Origin of the sequence: Cytophaga sp. FL35 (assembly GCF_014349235.1) — a bacterium.
Classification (GTDB): domain Bacteria; phylum Bacteroidota; class Bacteroidia; order Flavobacteriales; family Flavobacteriaceae; genus Euzebyella.
On sequence record NZ_JACSOH010000008.1, the window covers coordinates 162,704 to 184,409 of the forward strand.

A 21,706-nucleotide genomic window follows, 5' to 3' on the forward strand; every position below is an offset into this window, starting at 1 on the left:
AATATGATATTTATTCAAATTCCTCATCGAATGCATCATCCCATTTAAAGGCATTCACAATCCAACCGTAGTCGTTTTTATAGTATGTAAATTTGAGCCGAATGGCACTTTTACTATACCTAACCAAGTAGGTTTCCCTGAGGGCTATGTTACTAATGGTCTCGTTTTTAATTTTGTCGGCACCTATGGCAGCGCCAAATCTATTTTCAAGTACGTTGAGGTATTTTATGGTTTTTTCTTCTATGGCATTCAATTCATTTTGGGGCATGGGCCAATAGGGAGTCAATCTCCCAAAAGCAGTTGATACTTGATTTTCCTTAAAGAGGGTTGCAATATTTTTAGAAAGCTCCTGGGTCTCTTGAATATTGTTTAGGTATTTATCTTGGGCGGTAGCAACATAAAAGCAGGAATAAAAAAGAAAAAATAATATCACAAATTTCAAATACGGTCTTTGCATCATACAAGTTTTAAAACATGGTTATGTAACTAAAAGCTTTATTTAAGTTTTAAGTCCGTCATCTTTGAAAAATAGACTTCTTCCTCTCCCTCCATGAGCTTTAGGAAAACTCCCATGGAATCCATTGTCTCGCCCATTAAATTATTTTCTACAATGTAGGAATGATGGCCATTGGTGAAAATAAAATGGTAGCCACCTCCGGAACCCTGCTTTTCAATTTCGCCATCCAGTAGAATCAAGTCCGGCCTTTCTGTCGTAGATTTAGGCTTGTTCCAAGCCATATAGCGCACATCGTTACTTTTTAAACGATCTACACGAACAATGTAACTATCGTTTTCGCAATAGATAAGGTTAAGCTGTACTTCAGGATTCAATTCAACGGCCGCTTCGTGTTCAATAAAGGTTTCACTTTCCTTTTCCAGCTTTTTTTCCTTTTCAATAATCTCAGCTTCCTTTTCTAAAAGTTCCTGTTCTTTTTTATCGTTTTTACAAGCGATAACCGTTAAAGCTAAGCACATGGCGAGGGAAAATAATCTAAGCATGCCACAAAAAAATAATCAATGAATTGAGTCCGGTTCAAAAATACCTCATTTAGGTAAAATTAAAGCTTAAGATACGTACTCTGTATGAAATTCTAACCATTTTAAAGCCAAATTGGTTAAAACGTCGGATATAAAACTATAAGGTACTTTTTGATGAATTAGTTTTATTTAGACGATTGAAATTATTGACAGTTTGATGGAATAGGGAGCTTTTCTAGAATCCCTAATTTTTGAGTGTTTGAAGATTTATTTGACTGATTTTTTTTTTTACATTGAAAAGAAAGCCCCATAGTAAAATGGGTGATCAATGCTTGCTATCCGAGTATAAAATAAAAGCGAACCAACCGGTTCGCTTTACAATTGAAGAGTATCGGGAATTTTAGATTGTGGGCTGTGTAACTTTTTCTAATTCCTTTCTTTTTTCTTTGAACTTTTCCTGGGCTTTTTTAATAGAAACCTCTAGTTCATCTAGCGTTTCTTCTGCTTTTTTTATTCTCTCTTCTTTCTTCTGTACCTCTTTGGCAGGAACGGAATTTTCTTCTTTTTGTTTTTTTACACGTTTTTTAGCTTCCTCTACCGATTTTCGACCCTTTCTTAAAACTGATTCGTCTTCGTTTAACTCATCTTTCGATTTGTCCAGTTTCTCTTTTGCTTGGGATGCTCGGTAGGCCCCAAACTCTTCTCCCTTTAGTTCTCCTTTGTTTTTGCCATAAGCATTACCGCTATTTTCTTTTGAAGCCTTGATTTCTTTCTCTGGTTCTGTGGCATCTTTCTCGATTTTATTTTTTACTTCTTTGGTCTTGTTTTTAGCCTTGCCTTTCATCTCTTTCCCTTTTTCTTTGGCCATTTCCTTTTTAGCTTTTGAACCCTCATGTTCATTCTCTACTTCTTCAACCTTCTGCTTGCCATTTTCTAGTAACTCTTTACCTTTTCCTTTAGCTTCCTGCGATTTGCCCTGGGCTTGTAGGCCCAGCGAAATGCCTAATAGTAAGGTGAGTGATAAAATTATTTTTTTCATGGTTTATGTATGTTTAATTTTCTTAATTACAGGCTATCTAATTCCTTGATAATTTGTTCTACTTCTTCCGTTTTACGGTTTACTTCTGCTATGGTACTGTCAATCGATTCTTCAACAGCTTGAATAGCCTCCACTTGCTGGTCAATTGCTTTTTGGTCTTCTTTCTGGCTTCCCTTGCAGGCCAGATTGAGGAGGCTAACTGTCAGAACGACAATAGTTATTATTTTAGTTTTCATTTTGAAAGGATATGTGTAGGATTTTTCCTTAACGAAAATTGTTTGGAAATATTGTTTTTGAGGATGGTTTGATAGGGAAGAAATTCCTGATATTCAGGTAATAAAAAAAGGAAATTATGGAAGGGCCAGATGTTCAAATAACCTGTGTTAAGAAAGGGGGCTAAATAAAAACGGTTGCTATTACAAATGAAAAGAAAGCCCCGTACTGTCAATTACTTTAAAGCAAATAGTTGGCAACCGAGGTTTGTCAAGTTGCCAACTGTAACTGATCGGGTACAAGGATAAAGTAGTACTATTTACTCCCAGTTGGGCATGGAAGCGTTGGTAAAAATCAATTCTTGATCGTCGTCTTCAACGGCATCCAATATTTTTCTATAAATCTGTTTTTCAGAAATTCCGTCGTTGGATGTGTAGGTGTAGATAATGGCTCCCTCGTTAGGCGCATATTTGGCATCAAGGTTATTAAAGCCGGTAGGCTTGTCCGTATCAATTTCCACTGTACTGTCCGATACGGTGTTGTATTCAAATATTCTGCTGTCCAACTGTCTGTATTGTGAATTTTCTGCACCCGATACATCTTGTGTGTAAAGTAGTTTTGTGCCGTCTATGGAATAATCCAGCCCACCAAAAGCTCCCGTTGTACCCTCAACTATTGTGGATACTAGGGTGCCATTTGCCGGGTTTACTAATTGAATTTTTACGTTATAACCATTGGTGTCATTGGTTTTAATGGCAATTAAATTATTAGTTGGATTTGCTGCCACCTCACTAATGAACTCACCTGCAGGTGCCTCATAAATAAGGGTAGTTCCTGATCCATCAATTTGAACACTATATAATTTATTGAAGTTAGGGTAATACAGAACATTGCTATTTTGAGACCAAGTAAACTCCAATTCACTCTGTTTAAAGCCCGCCACAGGAATATTTTTAGTCAATTGTATTTTATTGCCGCCATTTAGGTCCATCATGAAAAGTTGTGCATCACCCTCTTGTGTGGCCAGAAAGGCAATTTTGTTAACGGTAAAGTTGGCTTTAGGCCTATAAGAGTTAATGGACGATGAAGTAAGCTGTACTTCGTTTTGATTGATTTCGGAATTGTTGGCCCCAGCTGGCTCGCCCCCAGAAACAATTACATTATTTCCGTTTACATTCCTAACAAATAGGAAACGATTGTCTTCCACTCCTTTTAATTGAAAGCTACCGAGGTTGCTTTGAACATCTTCTGAAATGCCGTCTGTTGCCTTTATTTGCCAAAAGAAATTGGCACCCACCGTGAGCTCTTCAACGGTCAAAACAGTGTCTTTTAGGTTTTCAAATCGCTGTATTTCACCTGTAGTACCATTTCTAAGTTCCAATTCATAAAGAATATCATCAGCGTCGTTCCTGGCAGAACTCCACACAAATTCTACAGGGCTCTCTACATTCTTGGACTCGTCCATGGGAAATAATAATTCAGGCCTTAGGGGACTTAAATTAGCTGCTTCCACGCTATCTAGTTCAAAGACGATATTGGTGGTTTTTTCTCCGAGGATACTGGCGGGTTCAAAACTAGTTTGAAAGTCATCTTTATCTGCTTGAACGGAATAATCCCCAGCACTTATTTCGTTAATAACAAAATTTCCTTCGGCATCTGTAAAAACCGTTGTAGAGGAAGGATTGGTAGTGATTTTTACGTTTTCTAAAGGTATATTTTGATTGTTGGCGACCACCCTGCCTTCCAATTTGCCAAAAACGGTATCTCCAATGGTTTCTTCTTCGCAAGCAGTGAGTGCCACGATAAAAACCATCAGAAGTATTAAACGGGAGTTATATGTATTGTTCATTTTATTTTAAGTTTGTTTACTTTAAGTTCTTACCAAATCTCCATTCAAGGCCAAGGTGAAAGTTGTAATAAAAATCGTCTCTTACGCCATTAATAATGTTGTCCATTCCATCGGTAGCGGTATGATTGTTTTCTGCTCCTATGCTCAAGGAGAGCTGCGGATTGAAATTATATTTGAGGGCCAAACCGTATTGAACATTAAAGCCTGTAGTGTCTTCAGAAAGTTCGGGGTCAGGTTGGTCCATGTCAAAAATACCGCCAATACCTGCATAGATATAAGGAGTTAAATTGTCCAGGGGCAGTAAGGTATAGCCCAGTTGTAGGTTGGTACTTAAATAGGATTTCTCAAAATTTTCTCCTCCTGTGAAATTCAGGTATTCCCCCTTAAGCCCAATATCCAATTTAGGTGATAGGTAGTAGCTATATTTGAGCCCTCCACCGGCACCTAATGATTTTTTGGAGTAATCCCCATTTAAAACGGGCCCATTGCCATATACTCCAAAACTGTGTCTAAGTATGGATTGCGCTTGCTTCCTGTTATAAAGTAAGGTGTTTTCTTCCTCTTCTTTCCTGGAATTGTACATGGCCACAATGGCCTCGTTTGTTTCCTGTCCACTGGCCGTGCTCCATAGATTGTCTTCTATTCCTTCGATAATTAGGGACTCTACAGCATTCTCAATTGCATTTTGTATGGCCAATTGTACCGGTTCATTTTTGGTAATACCTGTTTCTACTTCCAGTAGACGCTGAAATTTCACATATTTAAACAAGCTGGCATCCAAAGCTTGTGAAAGAATGGTTTTGGAAACGTAAACAGTTTTTAGGATTTTTCCATTGGATGTGGAAACTGCCCGTAAATAAATGGTGATACGGTCTTGCCGGTATTGGGTCGAGCCTCCGGCGCCAAAATAGCGCGCGCCATAGCCCCCCGTAATGATGTTGCTATCATAGGAAATAATGCCTCCCTCCAATAAAATTCCGGCATAAAGCAGTGGTGGTAAATTGGGTTGTCCGCTATTATCCCCAGTGTATTCCTGCCTTGTTGAGCGAATGATATTCCGTTCATTAAGAAGGTTGGATAGGTTTTCCCGTTCAATGGGAGTAAACCATTTACTGTCTTCAAGGGCTTTTATGAGCATAGTAGTGGCTCCTTGGGGTACGGCGGTACTAAAGGTGCTTCCGTTCTCTACGTTTTTATATTGACCGGTCTGATCCTTAAAGTTATAAACGCCCACTACCACAGGTTCACTGGGTTGGGGTATGTTCTTTAAAAAATCTGTGGTGGAGGTGGTTTCTCCAATTCTTGCTGGAGTAGGGGCCACCGGTTGGTTAAAGTAGGCACCACATCCAGAAAGTAAAACCACTATAGCGAGATAGAGGGAATTTTTAATAAATTTCATAGATGATTAGTTGGGTACAATAATTTGGGTTTGTTCGCCAGTTGTGGTATCCAAAATGTTTACCACCAAGCCTTCACCCGATTCAAAAATTTCCAAGAGCAAGTCGCCCACGTTAAAGGTGCCGGGTTCCAGGCCATCACCAAGTTCGGTAGTGAAAACAGAGCGGGTCAATTGCCCGAGAATTTGTCTGTTTAGACTTTCTTGAAACTCTTGAAGTTCAGAGGTTTCATTATCAAATCTTTGGTTATCCGTAAAGGAGTTTTGCGCATTGGCCGAGCTCAAAAGCCATTGATAGTTAAAGGTGTTACCTCCAAAGTTTGGATTCTTGGGGGTGTATACCAACTGCTGTGAATAGGCGGTATATCCTAAAAGAAAAATAAAGTAGAGTATGGGTTTCATATTAGTATTGGATTGTATTTTGGCTAATGGCACGGTTTTGAATAAAGTACTGGTTCACCCTTATGATGGATTGATCTACCATTTCCTTCAAATAGGAGCTTCTTGGGTTTAGGAAAAATTGAACGATTAGATGGTCGCCTGCATAAATTTTGATTTGGGTGTTGCCGCCAATGGCAAGTACTTCGTCTACTTTTACAATTTGATTGCCGTTTATATTGTTGTTATTGTAAGCTAGGTAAAACATTTGGTAAAAATCCCTTCCAGGTTTGGTTTTGGTATTCTCAAAAACCATCCCTCTCATAAGGTCTATATCCTGTTTTTTTGGTAGTTGTTCTTTGGTTAAAAGATTGTTTTCACTGACTATCTTGGGTTTCAGGTCGTCCTCGCCTTCAAAACCATTAATGACCAATCTGTCTTTTCCTACCACTTTTTCATCTTCATAGATAAGTACAAAAACTATGGTACGTTGGTCTTCCTCAATAGCAAGGGTGGCGGTACTTATGTTCTTGCGTTCTCCAGATTCTATGATAAAATACTGTTCATCCTCAAATTTTTCGTCCTTGTTTTTTACGATTAGGGCCCGGTATCTGAGACTCTTTTTGAGTTGGGTCTTATTAAAGGCCGAAAAGACAATTTTGGTAAGGGCATTTTCCGAATCAACATCTATGTGTGCTTCTACCTCCTTATTAAAGGATTGCCCTGTTAGTACGGAACAGCTCCATAAAAAAAAGACAACTAGGGAAAGGGTAAGGGATTGTGGAGAATGCATTATGGGCAAGGGCTAGTTGGTGTTTCTTATAATAAGGCTCTGTGATCCTTCACTCATTTTAATTTTCATTTTATCCACAATGCTGTTAGTACCGTGTATGACAAGATTTTGGTTATTGCCATTTTGTTCTACGGACCTTTCAATGAGTTGTTTATTGTTAAATAGATTGTACTCCAGTAAAAGATTGTTGTTGCCCTGTTGAAGCACCGTATAGTCTATGGCCGTAGCTTTCAGGTCAAGGTCTATTTTGTTGGAATTACCCGATTGCACCAATTCTACGTCTGAAATTTGCGATTCTGTTTGTACGGTAGAAGTATTGTTGTTCCCAATTTGATTGATGTAAACACCTCTATTGACTACATTTAGCTGGTTTGATTGTAGACTTTCACTGCTCTGTTGAGAATAGAAATTGAGCTGTTGGCTGCTTGAGTCAAAATGAGCGGGTGTTATATCTGAATCTTCTTCGATAATACCTTGGGCATTGATAACAAAGCCTGAAAAAAGAAATGCCAAAAGAAGGGTTAGCTGTGGGTTTGGTCTCATACAATTCTAGTGGTTAAAGTTGAAAAACTACGGAACAGTTCTCTGTTCCGTAGTTATATTCATAGGTTGCAACGTGATTAATCAGCCTGCATAATGTTGGCTACATTATTATTGCCTATTTGAGATATGTCACTATTGTGGCCTACTCCCATTTGTTTTGCATTTGCCATATTATGATTGCCATCTTGAGAAATAATACTTGTTAAATCGTGACCAGATTGATTTAAGGTTGCTTGATTGTGGTTTCCGTCTTGAATAACTGTACTATAATTCTTTAAAGGATTTGCAACCAAAGGCGTATTCTTTTGATTTACAATTGCAGAATTGGTGCTGCCAGAGTTTTGAAAAACTTTGCTATCGTTCCCTTTGAATTTTTGATTTACGTCAACATGTCCATATGAACCTGCTTGGCCAACTTCACTGTTGTTTACAGAGCCTATTTGGTCCACGTAAGCCATATTGTTATTACCACTTTGGTCGATATCAGAATGATTATTTAAGATTCGCGGACCATCTGCCACTTGATTTACAAAAGCTCCATTGTGATTCCCTGATTGGGTTACAATACTGGAGGAATGTCTCACAGCATTTTGCTTTACTTTGGCTTCATTATTATCTCCAGATTGGTCAATGTTACTTGTATTGTGCTTCACTAAATTACCTACTTGGTTGAGTAAAGCAGAATTGTAATTTCCAGATTGAGAGATATTACTTTTGTTGTTTTCACCGTTGCCGGTACCGTCCTGATTCGTGGTTGCCTCGTTATTATGACCAGATTGGCTAATTATACTTGAACTTTCAATAGCCCCATCTTTTTGATTTACGGTAGCCATGTTGGCATTCCCACTTTGGTTGATATCACTAAAACTTAAATCACTATCCTGATTTGCATTTGCCGTATTATTATTTCCGGATTGGTCTATGATGCTTTCGTCAGAACCAGTGGCACTCATTTGTTTGGCTGTAGCCTCATTATAATCACCAGATTGATTAGTAGTAGATTTATCATTATTACCACTTTGATTGGTGGTTGCCGTATTATTATCACCTCCGCCTAAAACATTGATAAAGGCTAAGTTTTCATTGCCATTTTGTTTTATGGTACTTGTGTTGTAGTTAGCGTTCTCACCTTCTTCTCCAGGATTGGGACCTGTTCTGCGTTTGCCAACGGTAATGAATCCTTCATTTTCAGCACCATTTTGATTCACTGTAGAGGAGTTATTGTTTCCCCAAATATCTACAGCCTGAGGATCAGCGAAATAGATAGATCCGGAGGAACTCCCTGTGTTATTACTGGTACCATTTTGCTTAACATCTACCGAATTGTGATGACCCGATATATCTACCGTTGCATTGTTAGTTGTACCATTTTGTTTGATGTCCGCAGAATTGTTATTAGCCGAATTTGCAGAAATTTCCAAGACAGAATTATTGCCAATACCATCTTGTTCTAAGGTAGAGGTATTGTAGTTTCCTCCAATTCTTACTACACTTCTTTGGGCATCACCATCTTGATTGACAGTGGTATTGTTGTGACTCCCATTTTGAGAGACCTTACTGTCATTATCCTGCGCCATCACAAAAGACCCCATTGCAAGTGCCATAGCACTTAAGACTACTTTTTTCATAAAGATTAAATTAATTATTAGTAATTGGTTAAAATGTACGTTTGGTCATTTTCAGTTTCCTGAAAAAAAGGCATAGATCGGTAGTCTCAAGACAACATAGGTAATCTCAACTTCACACTACTTTTCTAAAAAAATTAATTGTAATCTGTTCAAGTAAATTGAACCTTAGGGGGGATCATGATAAGTGAAAAATGACAGCGATAAATACCCTCGTTTTTACTTCAAATCATGTGGTAATGATACTCACTAAAAAGTGGAAATAGAACCCTTAATCGATGAAATGCAATATTTAATAGTTTAAAATACAGTTTGAGCGTAAATTCTTTCCTGAATATTAATTTTTGTAAGAGTTGTTTTCTGTATATTTTAACGATATAACATTTTTAATGTCGATAAAATGATAGTCCGTTTAATTTTAGGTGTCAAAATTATCTAATTGGCAAGATTTCGATATTAGCGAAATAATGGAAATATGACCATTTTGAACTTTTTTATACCGGACCCATTAAAAATTGAGGAGCATTTTCAATCGTGACTTTGGGGACCAAATATTTTACTATTGTGAAATGTTGGGTGATCGGTATTTCAGGAAATTGATGTCCGCTTTTGGCTTACCTTACCGCTTCGAAATTTTATTGTTGGAAATATTCTTTTGCCGGCTACTTTTAAAGCGGGTCATTCCGTCACTTCGTTTTTTTAGATGTTTGCTACTTGTACCGCTATTGACCCGTTTGCGCCAGAGTTTAAATGAAGAAGCTTTGAGTTCTTTACGCATGAGTATGATGACATCGGCTTCGGCAAGTCCAAATTGTACTTCTATAGCTTCGAACGGCGTCCGGTCTTCCCATGCCATTTCTATTATTCGGTCTAACTCTCTTTCGGTCATTTGTATCAATGCTTTTTGCAAAAATAGGGATACCATAAAAGACAATGGCGCGCATTCCTTTGGAATGCTAACTCAAAAAACAACGGTGAATAATTAAGGGATAGAGCTCACCTCCGTAAACTTCCACGTGTCATTAATTTTTTGAAATTGAAAACTATGTTGCATCCCTTCCTGTTCGTCTGTAGGTTCTATGGTGGTGACCAAAATTTCATAGACCTCCATTTCATCTTCCGTTCGTTTGTGGTAAAGGGTCTTGTTGTTTTTAAGAAGGACCAAAAAGGCAGGGTTAAATAATCGTCGTAAATCGTTCTTTATAAAACTATCAGAGGGAATATAAATGAGTTCCTCATTGAGCGTATCATACCAGAGGGAGTCCTTCTCCCTAAGTTCTTCCAATTCCCTTTGTTCCTTAGGAGTATTTTCCAAACATTCGTAACACTTGATTTTACTAGCGGCAACTTCCTGAAACTTTTCTTTATTTCCGGATTCCACAACGGCTAAAAACGAATGCCATGTTTTTTGAATAGCCTCTTCTTCTGAATGTTTATCCTCTTCTTTATTTTCCCTACAGGAAACAAACAGTAGGAGGAAGGCCACTAAGGCATTACAGCTGGCTATTAAAATCCTAAAACGTATCATCAGTATGAATTACCCTCATAAAGTTAGCTTTTTATCGGAATCAATTTTTCATATCCTAAAAGATATTCTTCAAAAATAACACCGGATTCGTCAATTAACCGGAAGGTGACTTCAGGCTTCTCTTTTTCGGTATTAAAGGTGAATTCTCCAAAGGCTTTGAGGCCCAAGCCTTCGTACCCAAAAAGCTGGTGGGTATCATCTTCTGCCATGGCTGGCGGACCGGGAACGCCGCCCATACTGGCTATTTCAAATTCATAAAATTCAAATCCTGAAGGTTGGGGAAGGGTAAAGGCCCTGGCCCCATGCCTATCTCCGCTAATGAGCAAAACCCCATTGATATTTTCTTTTTCAATAAGATTAAAAATCTCCTCTCTGGCTTTTATATCCCAAGTACCCCAAGAGTCCTTGGCCTTGGTTACGTAGTCGCTCCACATGGTTCCACTGGAAATTATCTTGAATTTAGCAGTAGATTTTTGAAGCACCTTTTTGAGCCAAGTCATTTGTTCCTCGCCCAAATATGACCCATAGCGAACTCTTTTCTTTAAATCGCGACAGGAACGGGTGTCTAGCATGATGATTTCTACATCACCTATTTGCGTGTTGAAGTAAATACCTTCGCCCAAGTTTTTAGGATTGTTCCAATTATCCCGCCACAGGGTGCGCAAGCTATCCCTGTCTTCCTTTGTGACTCCTTTTGGTAAGCCGCTAAGGTCGTTATTGAGGTAATCATGATCGTCCCAGCTGGCATATATAGGAATATGGGCAGCCAATTTTTGGAAGGCAGGGGCTACATCACGAAGCAAATAATCACTTCGGTGAAGTCCCCAGTGGGTATCCCGGTCGTCTACGGCCAAATCGCCCAACAATAGCATGGCGGTAGGTTCTCTTTCTAAAATTGTTTGGATGAGGTTCGGATTATGCAGGCCTATCTTATGAAATCCCGAAGAAAAGGCAATTCTCGTTTCGGTTTTTGTGCTTTCTTTAGGAGCGGTATTAAAACGGCCTTTAGCTACTAATTTGTTATCGCCTAAAATCTCATATTTATAGGAGGTTGCAGGATGCAATTTATCGACCTTTATCCGGTAGGTCGCACCTGGTTTTTGATGTTGAAAGGGATAGGAATTGACCAGTGTTCCTGATGCGGTATGGATATTCAACTGTAACGGTTCAAGGTGGGCAGGCCGCAACCGGAAGGTAATTCCATCGGGTTGAACATCACCGAGCATGGGACCACTGATCAAATCAATTTGATGTTTTTCTGCCAATGCAATGATTTTCGGATCGGTAAAAGCTGCTTTTTCTTGCTCGAAAATTGTACGTGATTCCAAATAAAAGGCCAATATGTTGCTTTTAGGTCGGCCATAACTTTCTAAAAGTAGACTGTCAATGTAAGGGGTGCCTTGGTGTGCTTGCTTAAGGGTTATATGGTGGCGGGGTTTTACTTCGAGAGATTTTTGACCGAGGGCTGTTTCTATCAAGGAAAGGAAACAAAGTACAAATAGGTAATTATATACGCTGAAGCTTTTCATTGGCTAGTTTATTTTTAGGGGACATTCCGTTTCTTCCTTCAATCCACCAAAAAATATACATACATATGATGGGTTACTATAGCTTGGTTTCATGCCTGGCGAGATAGTTGGTTAATACTGCTTCTAAGGTAAGCAAGAAATCAGAAAAAATACTTAGGCTATTAAGTGTGACCAATGGACTATCCTTTATTTTGTAAATCAATTCTATTTGAGGTGCTCTCCCAGATCTTCTACCTTTTGCAACCACTTTTTACGAAAAGAATCCTTCGATAGACGAATAGGGCCTATGGCCGTGATTTTTACGGATTTTACGCCTATGAAATGTAGTGTCTGCTTTTTCATAGCCTTGTGTGACGGACTCCCATTAAAGAATCGGTAATACCATGCGGGTTGGTCCATGGTCGTAATCAAACGGGCCGTTTTACCGGTAAACAGTTTATCCCACCAAAGGGAACCTTCCCTTTTTTGAAAGGCGAAGCCCGGTAATAGTACCCGGTCCAAAAACCCTTTCATAAGAGCGGGAACGGAGCCCCACCATACCGGGTAGACCCATACCAAATGATCGGCCCATTTCAATATTTTTTGGGCTTCCAGCAAGTCGGGTTCCAGTTCGGTACGCTTCCGATAGCCGAATTGGAGGTTAGGATTAAAGTTGAGGTCTCGAATGTGGATGACCTTAGTGTCGGCCCCTGACTTTTGAGCTCCTTTTAAATAGGCATCCGCTAGGGCGGCATTAAAACTTTCAGCATCGGGGTGGCCGTTGATGATCAGTATTTTTTTCATGGTATGTAATGTTTAGAGTAAGAACTTTAGCTTTTTCTCAAAAAGAGTATGGGTCAGGTTGCTACGAAGAAAAAAGTGATAGCAAATAAAACAAAGTGGCAGACTGAGGGAGATGGTACAAACCACAAAGGTCAAGACCCCACCAAAAGTCGCCAATACTTGGGTGTCGCGTTGATCCATAAACGCAATTCGTTCCAGATGGGTGGCAAGATATACTTGTACCTCGCTACTATATCCATAAAATCGAATGAAGGTTTCGTATAGCAGCCATGCTGGATAAAACCATTTACGGATGGTTGCCCACCATGGCCCCCAAATAGATGGCGGAGTTTGCTTTTCTTCCATGTCTTCCTTTTTTACAAAGGACTTTCTATTGGAGGAAAATTCATTTGATATACATCAAATTCGGTACTTGGGGCTACGAATGCGACTCAAAGTCTCTAAAGTAATGCCTAAATATGAGGCGATATGGGTTAACGGAACCCGGTTGGTAATGTTGGGATACATGGTAAGTAAATGCCGAAAACGGTCCTCGGCCCTATTGAACTGAATAGCGTTCAGGCGTTCGCACAGCCCTAGTAAGGTTTCGGTAACGACCTCCCGAATAAAGCGCTCAAATTCATGGTGTGCTTGCGTCATTTGATCCATTAAATCTTTGGTGAATTCAAGTACGGTAGCATCTTCCAAAAATTCTACGTAGTGCGGACTCGGTTTATCGCTAAAAAAGCTCACAATAGGGGCCATAAACTGATGCTCGAACGTAAACCAATCCGAGATATCCTTTCCATCTTTAAGGTAATAGGCTCGGCCACACCCCTCTATAATCAAGAAAGCTTTTTTAGAATACTGCCCTTCACGTACTACCACATCGCCTTTATTGTAGAAGCCCATCGTAGCATGTTCTAAAAAGGCTTCCTTACATTCCGATGACAGAGGTGCGTAACTTTTCTCTAATTGTTGAAAGACGAGATCAGGGTTCATAGAAATAGCAATAAGGCCAGATGACCTGTACAAGGTAGTACATTCTTTTAATTGAACCACCTTTACTTTTCTGTAATTGCGGTAGTCTTTGAAGTAATCAAGGAAATCTAAAACTCTTTGTTAATTGTTCCAGTTAATAGGGTAGTCCGCTTCGGTATATCCAATCACCCATGGCCAATAGTTAGGTTCTTTTACCCCGTGAAACCACAAGCGCATTTTACCATTATTAATGATACCATCGGGGGCGGTCACTTCATTGTCCCAATCGAATTGGGGTGTTACGATTACTTCCGGATAAATGTCATACCCACTTGCGAAAGACGTTGACCGTGCGATGCCAATACTTTTGTCCGTAGAAAAGGGAATGTACCAAAATCCGTCATCTGCTTTGATCAAACTGGCTTCGTTGATATCGGGACTATAAGTTACGTCCGAGCCAATGAGAATGGGATCCTCGATTTTTGTCCACTGTATTCCATCAGAGGAAGTGGCCCCCAAAATTTTGATACCCGCATTACTGCCGGTCCAGTTATCGGTTACGTTCCAACCGGCATAGATCATGTAGTAGGTGCCATTCTCGTATACCACCCCCGGACTGGTCATGGCATGCCGGTCATGGGTGTTTTCATTGCTGGTGTCACGGTTAATTATAGGTTGCTCCAAACTTTCTGCCACCCTGTTAAAATCAATACCATTGGTAGAAATGGCCATTCCTATTTCGTAGTTCTCTACATGCGGATTGTCACTCTCACCTTCGCGATAACCGGAATAGTACATTTTGTAAGTATCGTTTACTTTAATGACTTCTACAGTTTCCAGCGTATTGTCCCAAGCATCGGGGCGTCGCGATAAGGCGATATAGTCGGTAGACTGATTCTGGGGGCGGTGCCAGTTACTGCCATTATTCGTTGAAAAAGCCACTCCAATACCCTCTTCGGCAGAATAGTACATAAAAAGGGTATCGTTCGCTATTAATATAGATGGGTCTGCTGCCAGCCCGAAAGGGCTCTCGTAGACGGGATGTTCGCTCCGTGTAAAAAGAGATGTTTCTTGGGGTTCCGAAGTACCTGGGTCATCGCTGGAACAAGCGGTAAGTACCAAAGAAATAAGGAAGATAAAACTTAAAATTTTTGTCATATCAGAACAGGTTATTGTCTAAAATCCTAACGCTCACTGATGTGTAAAAGTACATCGAACCATTAATTCATTTAGCATCTGCTCTACTGTAGAAAGAATGCTCTAAAAACTAAATTGCCAATTAAGATACAGATATTGAAGGTGTGCTTTGAGAAGCTTTCATAGTGGATAGCTTGATAAAGGTTTAATCCCATACATTAGGCCTATCAATTTTCATGGCCCTTAAATAGGACATAAATTGGCCTGCATGAACAGCTTCATGATAGCCTATTCTTAGCAAATAGGTTGCAAGTTTTTTACTTGCACCATTACCGGGATGGATAATAGTGGTTTCGCTAAGTTGCTTATCTGAAAATTGCTGAATACTGTCCAAAAAAGTTTTTCGGTGTGGTTCGGCAAATTCAAGTTCTTCTTTCAAATTGGTTATAGGGCGATTCTTCCAAGGCGTCTTATAGTTTTCCATAGATTTCCCATTGATAATCCTATTCCAACCGTAATCCGCTTCCAACACATGACGGATTATTTCTCCTGCACTCATGGCGTTGGGGTCAGGTTTCCAAAGAAATTGGTTTTCAGGCAAGGCACGCCAAAGTAGGATGCTCCTTCTTCTGATTTCCGACAAGTTTAAAACAATCAATTCGGATGAGGTCATTTTTTAAATGTTGGAATTACGATTAAATGAAAAATATATAAAGAGGGTGCTTACTAGAAAACAGGGCGGCTTAAAATCAGTTTTTCTACAGGAGCTAAGGGATTATTTACTTCAACAGTTCAATCTTCACCTCTGCCCAATAGGCTCGTATAGTTGTTTTACTTGGTTCCAATCAAGGATATTATCCCATCAGAAAGCGTTCCACGCCAATTTACATAGCTATGCCCTCCTTTAAATTCGTGATAATCCACCTTATATCCCTTTAATTCAAGAATATCCCTGAATTGTCTATTCATCCCTAACATAGATGCGCCCGCATCATACAATCCAACATCCATATAGAATCTGACCGGTAAAAGTTCACTGTTCTTATATGCAGATATCAATTTTCCATCGTATTCAGGATAAATCCAGTGATTTTCATTCTTACCTGCTGTTATCCAATACGAACCAGATTGTGAAAGAACATTGCCAATTACATCGGAATGCCGTAAAGCGGTAAAACTAGCCGCAAAACCACCTCGGCTAGAACCTGCCAAAACTATTTTATCGGATTCTGGATATATGGAGTAATCTGTGCGTATTTTGGGGATTAGTTCCGTGGCAATAAAATCTCCAAATTTTTCACTGACCATATCTTTATTTCGTGTTCCCATAGACCATACCAAAACCGTTACGGTTGGAGGAATTTTTTTCTCTGCCAAAAGATTGTCCATAATGGTAGCTGTAGGAACTCTGGGGCTACGGTCCAACCTACCGCCATAGGATTCCCCGTCAAAAATTATAAGTAAATGGTGTGCTTGTTCGGCATCATAGTTAGAAGGTAGGTGAATAGTTATTTTCCTTTCTTCACCTAAAGTTTCACTTTTAATGGATTTTTCCACCATTGTCCCTTTCTTAACATTTTCTTTTACTATTATATAAGGTTGTTCTGGGGCATTGGGCATTTCTAAAATCCCGTCGTAGGCATGCTCTAGATTTCTAGTTTCAATTTCGTTGTTAGGGCCGGCCTTTTCTAGGATAAAGTAATTAAATCCGTAATTAAACCGGGCATCAATAGGGACTTTCTGCGTAACAAAATGTAGGTTTGAATTTGGTAAGCGTTGAAACCGTAACCCCAAAAAGTCAGGACCACCGCTTAGCATAACATACTCTGTATGAGGGGTAGGTACGCAAAAATACGTTACTAACATATGGGTGCTATCTCCCGGAATAGGCTCTATAATATGTCTGCTGGACTTACTTGCCAAAAATGTATCAATGGCAGAAGAATCGGTCAATGTGGATTTCCATAAATTAAAAAGGGTGCTTGTGGGTAGCTCTTTTCTTGAAATGCGTTCCATGTTTTGGGATAAACTCACTATTTGGTCCGTGGTAAGGGTGTAACGCCCCTTTGAACCTTTCTCCAGGGAACGAATTACAAACTTGTAGTATCCAGTCTGATCAGCCGTAATGTCAAAAGTGTTATCGCCCTTTTTACTCTTGGCTATATCAATTTGCTCAAGAAATTTTCCATCCGGGCTGTAAACATCCAGTTTCAGGTCAATTCCATCTTGGGTGACCTTACCAATAACAGCCATTCCATTAGTTAGATGAAGAGTGTAATCATGATTTTCCCCGTCCGATATTTTTTTGTCAAAGGTTTCCCCTTGTAAAAGTATTTTTGGTGAATCTGACTGGGCAAAAACACACGTTTTATAAAAAAGTATCAGGGTTAGAAATAAGAATTTGCCAGGTATGTTCATTAATACAATTTTATTTTTGGATTGTGTCAGCTCGTTTTTCAGTGGGAAAAACCTACTTTAAAAAGTTGTTATAATGTGGTTATGTAGTTCAATCATCACCTCTGCCCAAGTAGGCACGTATAGATGTGATTTTACCTTCCGCATTAAACGTAATAACGTCCACCACATAAAGTTCTTCGGTAGCGTCCACCACAATTTTGAGCTCTGCCGCTACGGTATCTTCGTTTTCATAAGTAGCGAGTACCTCAATTTCTATCGTATCGGCGTTTTTAAAATTTTTACGTGTTTCACTTAGGGCCTTTTCCTTGCCTTCAACGCGAATTTTCCAGTCACGTAGCACAATATCCTCCGCAAAGAGTTCTTCTATACCTTTTATATCTTTTTCTTCATATCTCTTGAGGTATAAAAGGCATCGGTATTTATGGCTGGGTACGTTGTGGGATTCATTGCTTAGGTTCATGGGGAGTACATTTTAGTTTTAAGTAGGCGAAATGTTTTTTTTGCTGCGTGGGTTACCAATTATTTAAAAATGACAAGAATTTGAGTTCGTTCAATGTTTTACCAAATAAGTATGGTAGCTCTTAAGGGCTGTTTTGGTCTTGAGGTGTTTAAAATTTTAGTAATGTGGTTTTGTCAATGTTTAAGTTTACAAATAAAATGTTTTGTAAACCTTGAAGTTGACAAAATACGGATATTACGAGGGATCTTCAAATTTCATTCCATCTACCGGATCTATGGAGTATGGACGCTTCATCCCGTCTTTTTATTCCCCAAGAATACCTTGCAACTCCTTGTTAAACCGTTCCGGGGCTTCCATGTTCAACAGATGGGCAACGTTAGGCAGGATTATTTTTTTGGAACGGGGAATACGCCGGTGGTATTCTTCTGCAATCTGTAGTATGTCTTCCGCATCCTCGCTGCCAATGATGATATAGGTTGGAACTTGAATTTCTTCCAGCCGTTTGCGGGCAGGAATGCTGTCCAAGGCGGACCAATCTTCTTGCCAATGGTTCCTCATAGTGCTATAAACCATCTCCAAACTACGTTGGTGAAAATCGGGATGTAAATCATTGGGGTTTCTTCGCGGACCTACCACCCAGTTCTGGTGGAACAGCTTTGCCGCTCGTAGGGTATCGCCTTTTTTGATGGCTTCTTGGCGCCATTGGTAATTTTTGAGGGCCACGGAATCCTGAAAATACTCCCAGCCGTTAAGTCCGGGGGAGACCAGCACCAGCTTCTCCAATTTTTCCGGGTAGTTCAGGGTGAAATCCACACACAGCATAGCGCCCCAAGAAAGGCCGATTAAGGTATATTTTTCCTCAGGATGATTTTTAGTAATCTCACGAATAATTTCATGTCCTCTTACGGGTTCACCGGAAGCAATGGTTTTCCCGTGTCCCAAATCGGAAAAACGTATAAGGGTGTGGGTATCTTTGAAGGCTTCCACCTGGGGTTGCCACATGTTCAAATCCAGATAGCCTCCATGTACAAAAAGTAAAGGTTTTCCCTTTCCGGTGGTCTTCAGTTGAATCTTATGCTGTTTAAAATGCAAAAAGCTTTCCTTATCATCATTGGACTTTTCCTTGCAGGAAAGCAGGCACAAGATGAAACATGTGAGTAACGTTTTCACCCAATCTTCGTTTAGGTTATCTAAAATACAAAATAGCTATTTGATGTCTATCCCAAGTACGCGGAGGTCTTTAATACATTTATTCCACAAGCTTATCCAAATCGGCGCCCGTTAGGTGCTGTACATTTCGGGTGATTTTTTCTATATCCCAATCCCACCACTGCAGCTCCAATAGCTGGGCGATCACTTCCTCCGGAAACCTTTTTTTGATTTCCTTGGCGGGATTGCCCCCCACAATGGAATAGGGGGGCACATCTTTTACTACGGTAGCGTTGGTGGCAATAATGGCACCGTCTCCAATGGTCACCCCGGCCATAATGGTCGCATTGTACCCGATCCACACATCGTTGCCAATGGTGATATTGCCCTTTTTAGGATATTCCTTGCCGTCCATGGCCTGTTCCCAACCCTTACCGAAAATCGCAAAAGGGTAGGTAGACAAGGAATCTGTTAGGTGATTGGCCCCGTTCATGATAAAGGTAACGCCCGAAGCAATCATACAGAACTTGCCAATGATCAATTGGTCGCCTATAAAGTCAAAAAGGTATTTGACGTTCTTTTCAAAATTCTCCACGTTTTCAAAATCATCGTAGTAGGTATAGTCGCCCACAATGATGTTGGGATTTTTAATGACGTTCTTTAAAAAACAAAGCCGGTCATAATGCGGAAGCGGAAATTTCGTGTCCTTATCGGGTCCTGTCATTGGAGTTGGTTTTTTTACGTTTTACAGACTTGTACACCTGTCCCACTTGGGCAGAACGTTTACACCTATGGGCTACCGTTTCAATTCAGTTTGAATCTCTTTATTCAAATCGGTAATTTTCTTTTCTACTAGATTGTAATAATTTAAAACCCCTTTTCTATTAGCTTTGATTTTCCATAAATAGGTAAGAAACAATTTTTCGTCTATTTCAGATATTTTTAAAGGGAGAATGATTTTTTTTAGTGATTTTGTCTCGTCAAATTCAAAATTAGGAACTAGAATACGGTTTATCTCTTGAAAGTAATTTTCTTGAAATTGAGTTTCAAAATACTCCTCTTCAAATTTTCTAAGAATCTCATATTCACTTTCATACATGGATATTATTTTGCTTCTCAAAGAGTCGTTGACAATTAATTCTAAACCTTTGGATTTTAGAGTTTCATAACCTGATCTGTTTTGAACAGAAAAAAAATCACGACTTAAATGAAAGTAATTGATAAGTACGGAGTCAATGGAAATAGAATCATTTTGAATTAATAATTTTTTGAAAAAATCAACAGATTTAATTCCATTTTCGTGACCCAGTTTATTGACCTTTACATCTTCCAAGTCTTTTTGAAGACCATTAGCTATTTCTGTTAAAATTTTTTGCTCAGACTTTCTGTCCTTTCTGTTGTCATTCCAACTATTTAATGCAAAAGCTAAAATAACTGCTATAAAAATTGATAGAAATTCAAATGTGAACTTTTTCCAGAATTTGGGTTTGATACGCTTCATTAACTTTTTCAAAATTTGTACCAGCACAGGCATTTGTGTAGCCGTGCCTTTAGTTTTTTGGTTGTCGTAACTAAAAGTACATAAAAAAGAAAAACGCTAAGGAGCACACCAGATTGCTTACCAACCACAAAGAGCCCCTAAAAAGAGCTCAAAAGTGGTCGTTTTTTCGCCGTTAAAGGGGTTGTGCAACGGTTACTGGTGTTGTGACTAGTTTTTATTTTTTTCAATCGTATCCAAAGTCAAATGTTCGAATGATTTCGTATTCTCGGTCAATCTCAATAAAGGTTTCAAAGTGCAAATAAATCCAATGTAATTCATCAAGTTTATCAGAGTCTTCTTCAAACTGTTTTTTAGATAAAAACCAAACTCCATTTTTGAGATTAGTCCGCGACCAAAGTTGATTTTCTCCTTTGTCAATTAAAACCTGAGCATCTTCTCTATCGTCTTGCCAATCTTCATTTCTGAATTTGGCAAGCCATTTTTCAAATTCAGTTTTTGATTTCAAGAATTTGAAGTCCGAGATTTCAATTTTCTCAATTTTATAAGGTCTTGAAAGGTTTTTAACAGCAACCTCCGTATCCTTGTCGTCCATTTCAGAATGATAAAGACTGTTTCCTAAAATTCTTGTTCCAATTAATCCTTTTAGAATTTCTTTATCCGTTAATCGGAAAATATCAGTTCCTGTCAATTGAAACTCATAAATCAGAAACCATTGGTGCTCTTTACAAATCGTATAAAAAAGGTTAAGCTTTATTTGAGATGGTTCTGTCATTTTTCAAATTTGCCACAACGCAGCCCTATACGTACACGTACCTTTAGTTTTTTGGTTGCCGTAACTAAAAGTACATAAAAAAGAAAAATATTAGGGAGCACAACAGATTGCATATCTACATAAAAAAGCCCCGTAAAGAGGCTTATATGAATCCGTTTTGCTACCGATCAGGGGCTAGTGCAACGGTTACCTTTGTTGTACTTAGTGCTAATCATCTTTATGTATAACTCCACTAATTTTTTCAATATCATTTTTCAATTCATTAGAGAAATTAGGCCAATTAAAATAATTAGTTCTCAGGTTAGCGATTTGCCATTGCTTGTCTAAATATTCTCTAAAAATTTTTGCTCTTTCCAACCTTTCTTTTATTTGCATGGTATTCTGGATTTGATCTCTATCATCAGAATCAAATATTGGAGTATCTGCTATCATAGCATCAACATATGTAAAAGAATTTGATAGAAATCTTAAATGATAAATTGCTAAGTTGGTTGCTCGAATATTCAATTCATTGTTTTGAATTGATAGTTTATCACCTTTTTGAGAAGTTTCAAAAATATTTTTAGAATAGGCAAAGTTAAGTAGACTATCAATTTGATTTGGATTAAAACCTACACCTTGCATATAGCTAAAAACTTCTTTAATAGTTATAAAT

25 protein-coding genes are annotated in these 21,706 nt (G+C 38.9%); all 25 read right to left on the reverse strand.

The genetic code is table 11. The annotated features are described in order from the left end of the window. Window positions 1-10: 10 nt before the first annotated feature. A complete protein-coding gene (locus BIZ36_RS08915; protein WP_187457542.1) occupies window positions 11-460 on the reverse strand; it encodes a hypothetical protein in 450 nt (149 codons plus the stop codon). Window positions 461-495: 35 nt separating this feature from the next. After that, window positions 496-999 carry a hypothetical protein gene (locus BIZ36_RS08920; RefSeq protein WP_187457543.1) on the reverse strand — a complete coding sequence of 168 codons (504 nt, stop codon included), beginning with the start codon at window positions 997-999 and terminating at the stop codon, window positions 496-498. Between the two features lie 379 nt (window positions 1,000-1,378). Next, window positions 1,379-2,017, reverse strand: a complete 639-nt coding sequence (locus tag BIZ36_RS08925) for a hypothetical protein (protein ID WP_187457544.1) — start codon at window positions 2,015-2,017, stop codon at window positions 1,379-1,381. Between the two features lie 26 nt (window positions 2,018-2,043). Continuing rightward, a complete protein-coding gene (locus BIZ36_RS08930) occupies window positions 2,044-2,253 on the reverse strand; it encodes a hypothetical protein (protein ID WP_187457545.1) in 210 nt (69 codons plus the stop codon). A 296-nt stretch (window positions 2,254-2,549) separates the two neighbouring features. Continuing rightward, window positions 2,550-4,079 carry a carboxypeptidase regulatory-like domain-containing protein gene (locus tag BIZ36_RS08935; RefSeq protein WP_187457546.1) on the reverse strand — a complete coding sequence of 510 codons (1,530 nt, stop codon included), beginning with the start codon at window positions 4,077-4,079 and terminating at the stop codon, window positions 2,550-2,552. Between the two features lie 16 nt (window positions 4,080-4,095). Next, window positions 4,096-5,478 carry a CsgG/HfaB family protein gene (locus BIZ36_RS08940; RefSeq protein WP_187457547.1) on the reverse strand — a complete coding sequence of 461 codons (1,383 nt, stop codon included), beginning with the start codon at window positions 5,476-5,478 and terminating at the stop codon, window positions 4,096-4,098. Between the two features lie 6 nt (window positions 5,479-5,484). Continuing rightward, window positions 5,485-5,877 carry a curli production assembly/transport component CsgF gene (locus BIZ36_RS08945; RefSeq protein ID WP_187457548.1) on the reverse strand — a complete coding sequence of 131 codons (393 nt, stop codon included), beginning with the start codon at window positions 5,875-5,877 and terminating at the stop codon, window positions 5,485-5,487. 1 nt (window position 5,878) lies between these two features. Beyond that, complete coding sequence (locus BIZ36_RS08950; RefSeq protein WP_187457549.1) at window positions 5,879-6,646, reverse strand: CsgE family curli-type amyloid fiber assembly protein; 768 nt, start codon at window positions 6,644-6,646, stop codon at window positions 5,879-5,881. A gap of 12 nt (window positions 6,647-6,658) precedes the next feature. Further along, complete coding sequence (locus tag BIZ36_RS08955) at window positions 6,659-7,189, reverse strand: hypothetical protein (RefSeq protein WP_187457550.1); 531 nt, start codon at window positions 7,187-7,189, stop codon at window positions 6,659-6,661. A 77-nt stretch (window positions 7,190-7,266) separates the two neighbouring features. Continuing rightward, a complete protein-coding gene (locus BIZ36_RS08960) occupies window positions 7,267-8,817 on the reverse strand; it encodes a hypothetical protein (protein WP_187457551.1) in 1,551 nt (516 codons plus the stop codon). Window positions 8,818-9,433: 616 nt separating this feature from the next. Beyond that, a complete protein-coding gene (locus tag BIZ36_RS08965; RefSeq protein ID WP_187457552.1) occupies window positions 9,434-9,703 on the reverse strand; it encodes a TIGR03643 family protein in 270 nt (89 codons plus the stop codon). A gap of 93 nt (window positions 9,704-9,796) precedes the next feature. Next, on the reverse strand, window positions 9,797-10,342 hold the full coding sequence (locus tag BIZ36_RS08970) for a hypothetical protein (RefSeq protein WP_187457553.1): 546 nt from the start codon (window positions 10,340-10,342) through the stop codon (window positions 9,797-9,799). A 23-nt stretch (window positions 10,343-10,365) separates the two neighbouring features. Further along, a complete protein-coding gene (locus BIZ36_RS08975) occupies window positions 10,366-11,871 on the reverse strand; it encodes an alkaline phosphatase D family protein (protein WP_222937320.1) in 1,506 nt (501 codons plus the stop codon). Between the two features lie 204 nt (window positions 11,872-12,075). Next, window positions 12,076-12,654 (reverse strand): NAD(P)H-dependent oxidoreductase, encoded by a 579-nt coding sequence (locus tag BIZ36_RS08980; protein ID WP_187457554.1) that lies wholly within the window; start codon window positions 12,652-12,654, stop codon window positions 12,076-12,078. A 12-nt stretch (window positions 12,655-12,666) separates the two neighbouring features. Continuing rightward, on the reverse strand, window positions 12,667-12,999 hold the full coding sequence (locus BIZ36_RS08985; protein WP_187457555.1) for a hypothetical protein: 333 nt from the start codon (window positions 12,997-12,999) through the stop codon (window positions 12,667-12,669). A 54-nt stretch (window positions 13,000-13,053) separates the two neighbouring features. Next, window positions 13,054-13,635 (reverse strand): Crp/Fnr family transcriptional regulator, encoded by a 582-nt coding sequence (locus BIZ36_RS08990; protein ID WP_187457556.1) that lies wholly within the window; start codon window positions 13,633-13,635, stop codon window positions 13,054-13,056. 120 nt (window positions 13,636-13,755) lie between these two features. Beyond that, window positions 13,756-14,772 (reverse strand): glycoside hydrolase family protein, encoded by a 1,017-nt coding sequence (locus tag BIZ36_RS08995; protein ID WP_187457557.1) that lies wholly within the window; start codon window positions 14,770-14,772, stop codon window positions 13,756-13,758. A gap of 184 nt (window positions 14,773-14,956) precedes the next feature. Then, on the reverse strand, window positions 14,957-15,424 hold the full coding sequence (locus tag BIZ36_RS09000; RefSeq protein ID WP_187457558.1) for a DinB family protein: 468 nt from the start codon (window positions 15,422-15,424) through the stop codon (window positions 14,957-14,959). Between the two features lie 158 nt (window positions 15,425-15,582). After that, on the reverse strand, window positions 15,583-17,169 hold the full coding sequence (locus tag BIZ36_RS09005; RefSeq protein WP_187457559.1) for an alpha/beta hydrolase: 1,587 nt from the start codon (window positions 17,167-17,169) through the stop codon (window positions 15,583-15,585). An 88-nt stretch (window positions 17,170-17,257) separates the two neighbouring features. Continuing rightward, window positions 17,258-17,629 (reverse strand): nuclear transport factor 2 family protein, encoded by a 372-nt coding sequence (locus tag BIZ36_RS09010; protein ID WP_187457560.1) that lies wholly within the window; start codon window positions 17,627-17,629, stop codon window positions 17,258-17,260. Window positions 17,630-17,932: 303 nt separating this feature from the next. Next, window positions 17,933-18,799 carry an alpha/beta fold hydrolase gene (locus tag BIZ36_RS09015; RefSeq protein ID WP_187457561.1) on the reverse strand — a complete coding sequence of 289 codons (867 nt, stop codon included), beginning with the start codon at window positions 18,797-18,799 and terminating at the stop codon, window positions 17,933-17,935. A 79-nt stretch (window positions 18,800-18,878) separates the two neighbouring features. Continuing rightward, window positions 18,879-19,502 (reverse strand): CatB-related O-acetyltransferase, encoded by a 624-nt coding sequence (locus BIZ36_RS09020; protein ID WP_187457562.1) that lies wholly within the window; start codon window positions 19,500-19,502, stop codon window positions 18,879-18,881. Between the two features lie 72 nt (window positions 19,503-19,574). Beyond that, entirely contained in the window at window positions 19,575-20,291 is a 717-nt protein-coding gene (locus BIZ36_RS09025; RefSeq protein WP_222937321.1) for a hypothetical protein, read from the reverse strand. Between the two features lie 211 nt (window positions 20,292-20,502). After that, window positions 20,503-21,051: a hypothetical protein gene (locus BIZ36_RS09030; protein WP_187457563.1), complete on the reverse strand. Its 549-nt coding sequence runs from the start codon at window positions 21,049-21,051 to the stop codon at window positions 20,503-20,505. 207 nt (window positions 21,052-21,258) lie between these two features. Continuing rightward, a partial coding sequence (locus BIZ36_RS09035) for a hypothetical protein (RefSeq protein ID WP_187457564.1) occupies window positions 21,259-21,706 on the reverse strand: 448 nt, incomplete at its 5' end.

What these genes read in the sequence shown, in the direction of transcription:
- BIZ36_RS08915 (WP_187457542.1), bottom strand. Translation starts at nt 460, where the DNA reads ATGATGCAAAGACCGTATTTGAAATTTGTGATATTATTTTTTCTTTTT.
- BIZ36_RS08920 (WP_187457543.1), bottom strand. Translation starts at nt 999, where the DNA reads ATGCTTAGATTATTTTCCCTCGCCATGTGCTTAGCTTTAACGGTTATC.
- BIZ36_RS08925 (WP_187457544.1), bottom strand. Translation starts at nt 2,017, where the DNA reads ATGAAAAAAATAATTTTATCACTCACCTTACTATTAGGCATTTCGCTG.
- BIZ36_RS08930 (WP_187457545.1), bottom strand. Translation starts at nt 2,253, where the DNA reads ATGAAAACTAAAATAATAACTATTGTCGTTCTGACAGTTAGCCTCCTC.
- BIZ36_RS08935 (WP_187457546.1), bottom strand. Translation starts at nt 4,079, where the DNA reads ATGAACAATACATATAACTCCCGTTTAATACTTCTGATGGTTTTTATC.
- BIZ36_RS08940 (WP_187457547.1), bottom strand. Translation starts at nt 5,478, where the DNA reads ATGAAATTTATTAAAAATTCCCTCTATCTCGCTATAGTGGTTTTACTT.
- BIZ36_RS08945 (WP_187457548.1), bottom strand. Translation starts at nt 5,877, where the DNA reads ATGAAACCCATACTCTACTTTATTTTTCTTTTAGGATATACCGCCTAT.
- BIZ36_RS08950 (WP_187457549.1), bottom strand. Translation starts at nt 6,646, where the DNA reads ATGCATTCTCCACAATCCCTTACCCTTTCCCTAGTTGTCTTTTTTTTA.
- BIZ36_RS08955 (WP_187457550.1), bottom strand. Translation starts at nt 7,189, where the DNA reads ATGAGACCAAACCCACAGCTAACCCTTCTTTTGGCATTTCTTTTTTCA.
- BIZ36_RS08960 (WP_187457551.1), bottom strand. Translation starts at nt 8,817, where the DNA reads ATGAAAAAAGTAGTCTTAAGTGCTATGGCACTTGCAATGGGGTCTTTT.
- BIZ36_RS08965 (WP_187457552.1), bottom strand. Translation starts at nt 9,703, where the DNA reads ATGACCGAAAGAGAGTTAGACCGAATAATAGAAATGGCATGGGAAGAC.
- BIZ36_RS08970 (WP_187457553.1), bottom strand. Translation starts at nt 10,342, where the DNA reads ATGATACGTTTTAGGATTTTAATAGCCAGCTGTAATGCCTTAGTGGCC.
- BIZ36_RS08975 (WP_222937320.1), bottom strand. Translation starts at nt 11,871, where the DNA reads ATGAAAAGCTTCAGCGTATATAATTACCTATTTGTACTTTGTTTCCTT.
- BIZ36_RS08980 (WP_187457554.1), bottom strand. Translation starts at nt 12,654, where the DNA reads ATGAAAAAAATACTGATCATCAACGGCCACCCCGATGCTGAAAGTTTT.
- BIZ36_RS08985 (WP_187457555.1), bottom strand. Translation starts at nt 12,999, where the DNA reads ATGGAAGAAAAGCAAACTCCGCCATCTATTTGGGGGCCATGGTGGGCA.
- BIZ36_RS08990 (WP_187457556.1), bottom strand. Translation starts at nt 13,635, where the DNA reads ATGAACCCTGATCTCGTCTTTCAACAATTAGAGAAAAGTTACGCACCT.
- BIZ36_RS08995 (WP_187457557.1), bottom strand. Translation starts at nt 14,772, where the DNA reads ATGACAAAAATTTTAAGTTTTATCTTCCTTATTTCTTTGGTACTTACC.
- BIZ36_RS09000 (WP_187457558.1), bottom strand. Translation starts at nt 15,424, where the DNA reads ATGACCTCATCCGAATTGATTGTTTTAAACTTGTCGGAAATCAGAAGA.
- BIZ36_RS09005 (WP_187457559.1), bottom strand. Translation starts at nt 17,169, where the DNA reads ATGAACATACCTGGCAAATTCTTATTTCTAACCCTGATACTTTTTTAT.
- BIZ36_RS09010 (WP_187457560.1), bottom strand. Translation starts at nt 17,629, where the DNA reads ATGAACCTAAGCAATGAATCCCACAACGTACCCAGCCATAAATACCGA.
- BIZ36_RS09020 (WP_187457562.1), bottom strand. Translation starts at nt 19,502, where the DNA reads ATGACAGGACCCGATAAGGACACGAAATTTCCGCTTCCGCATTATGAC.
- BIZ36_RS09030 (WP_187457563.1), bottom strand. Translation starts at nt 21,051, where the DNA reads ATGACAGAACCATCTCAAATAAAGCTTAACCTTTTTTATACGATTTGT.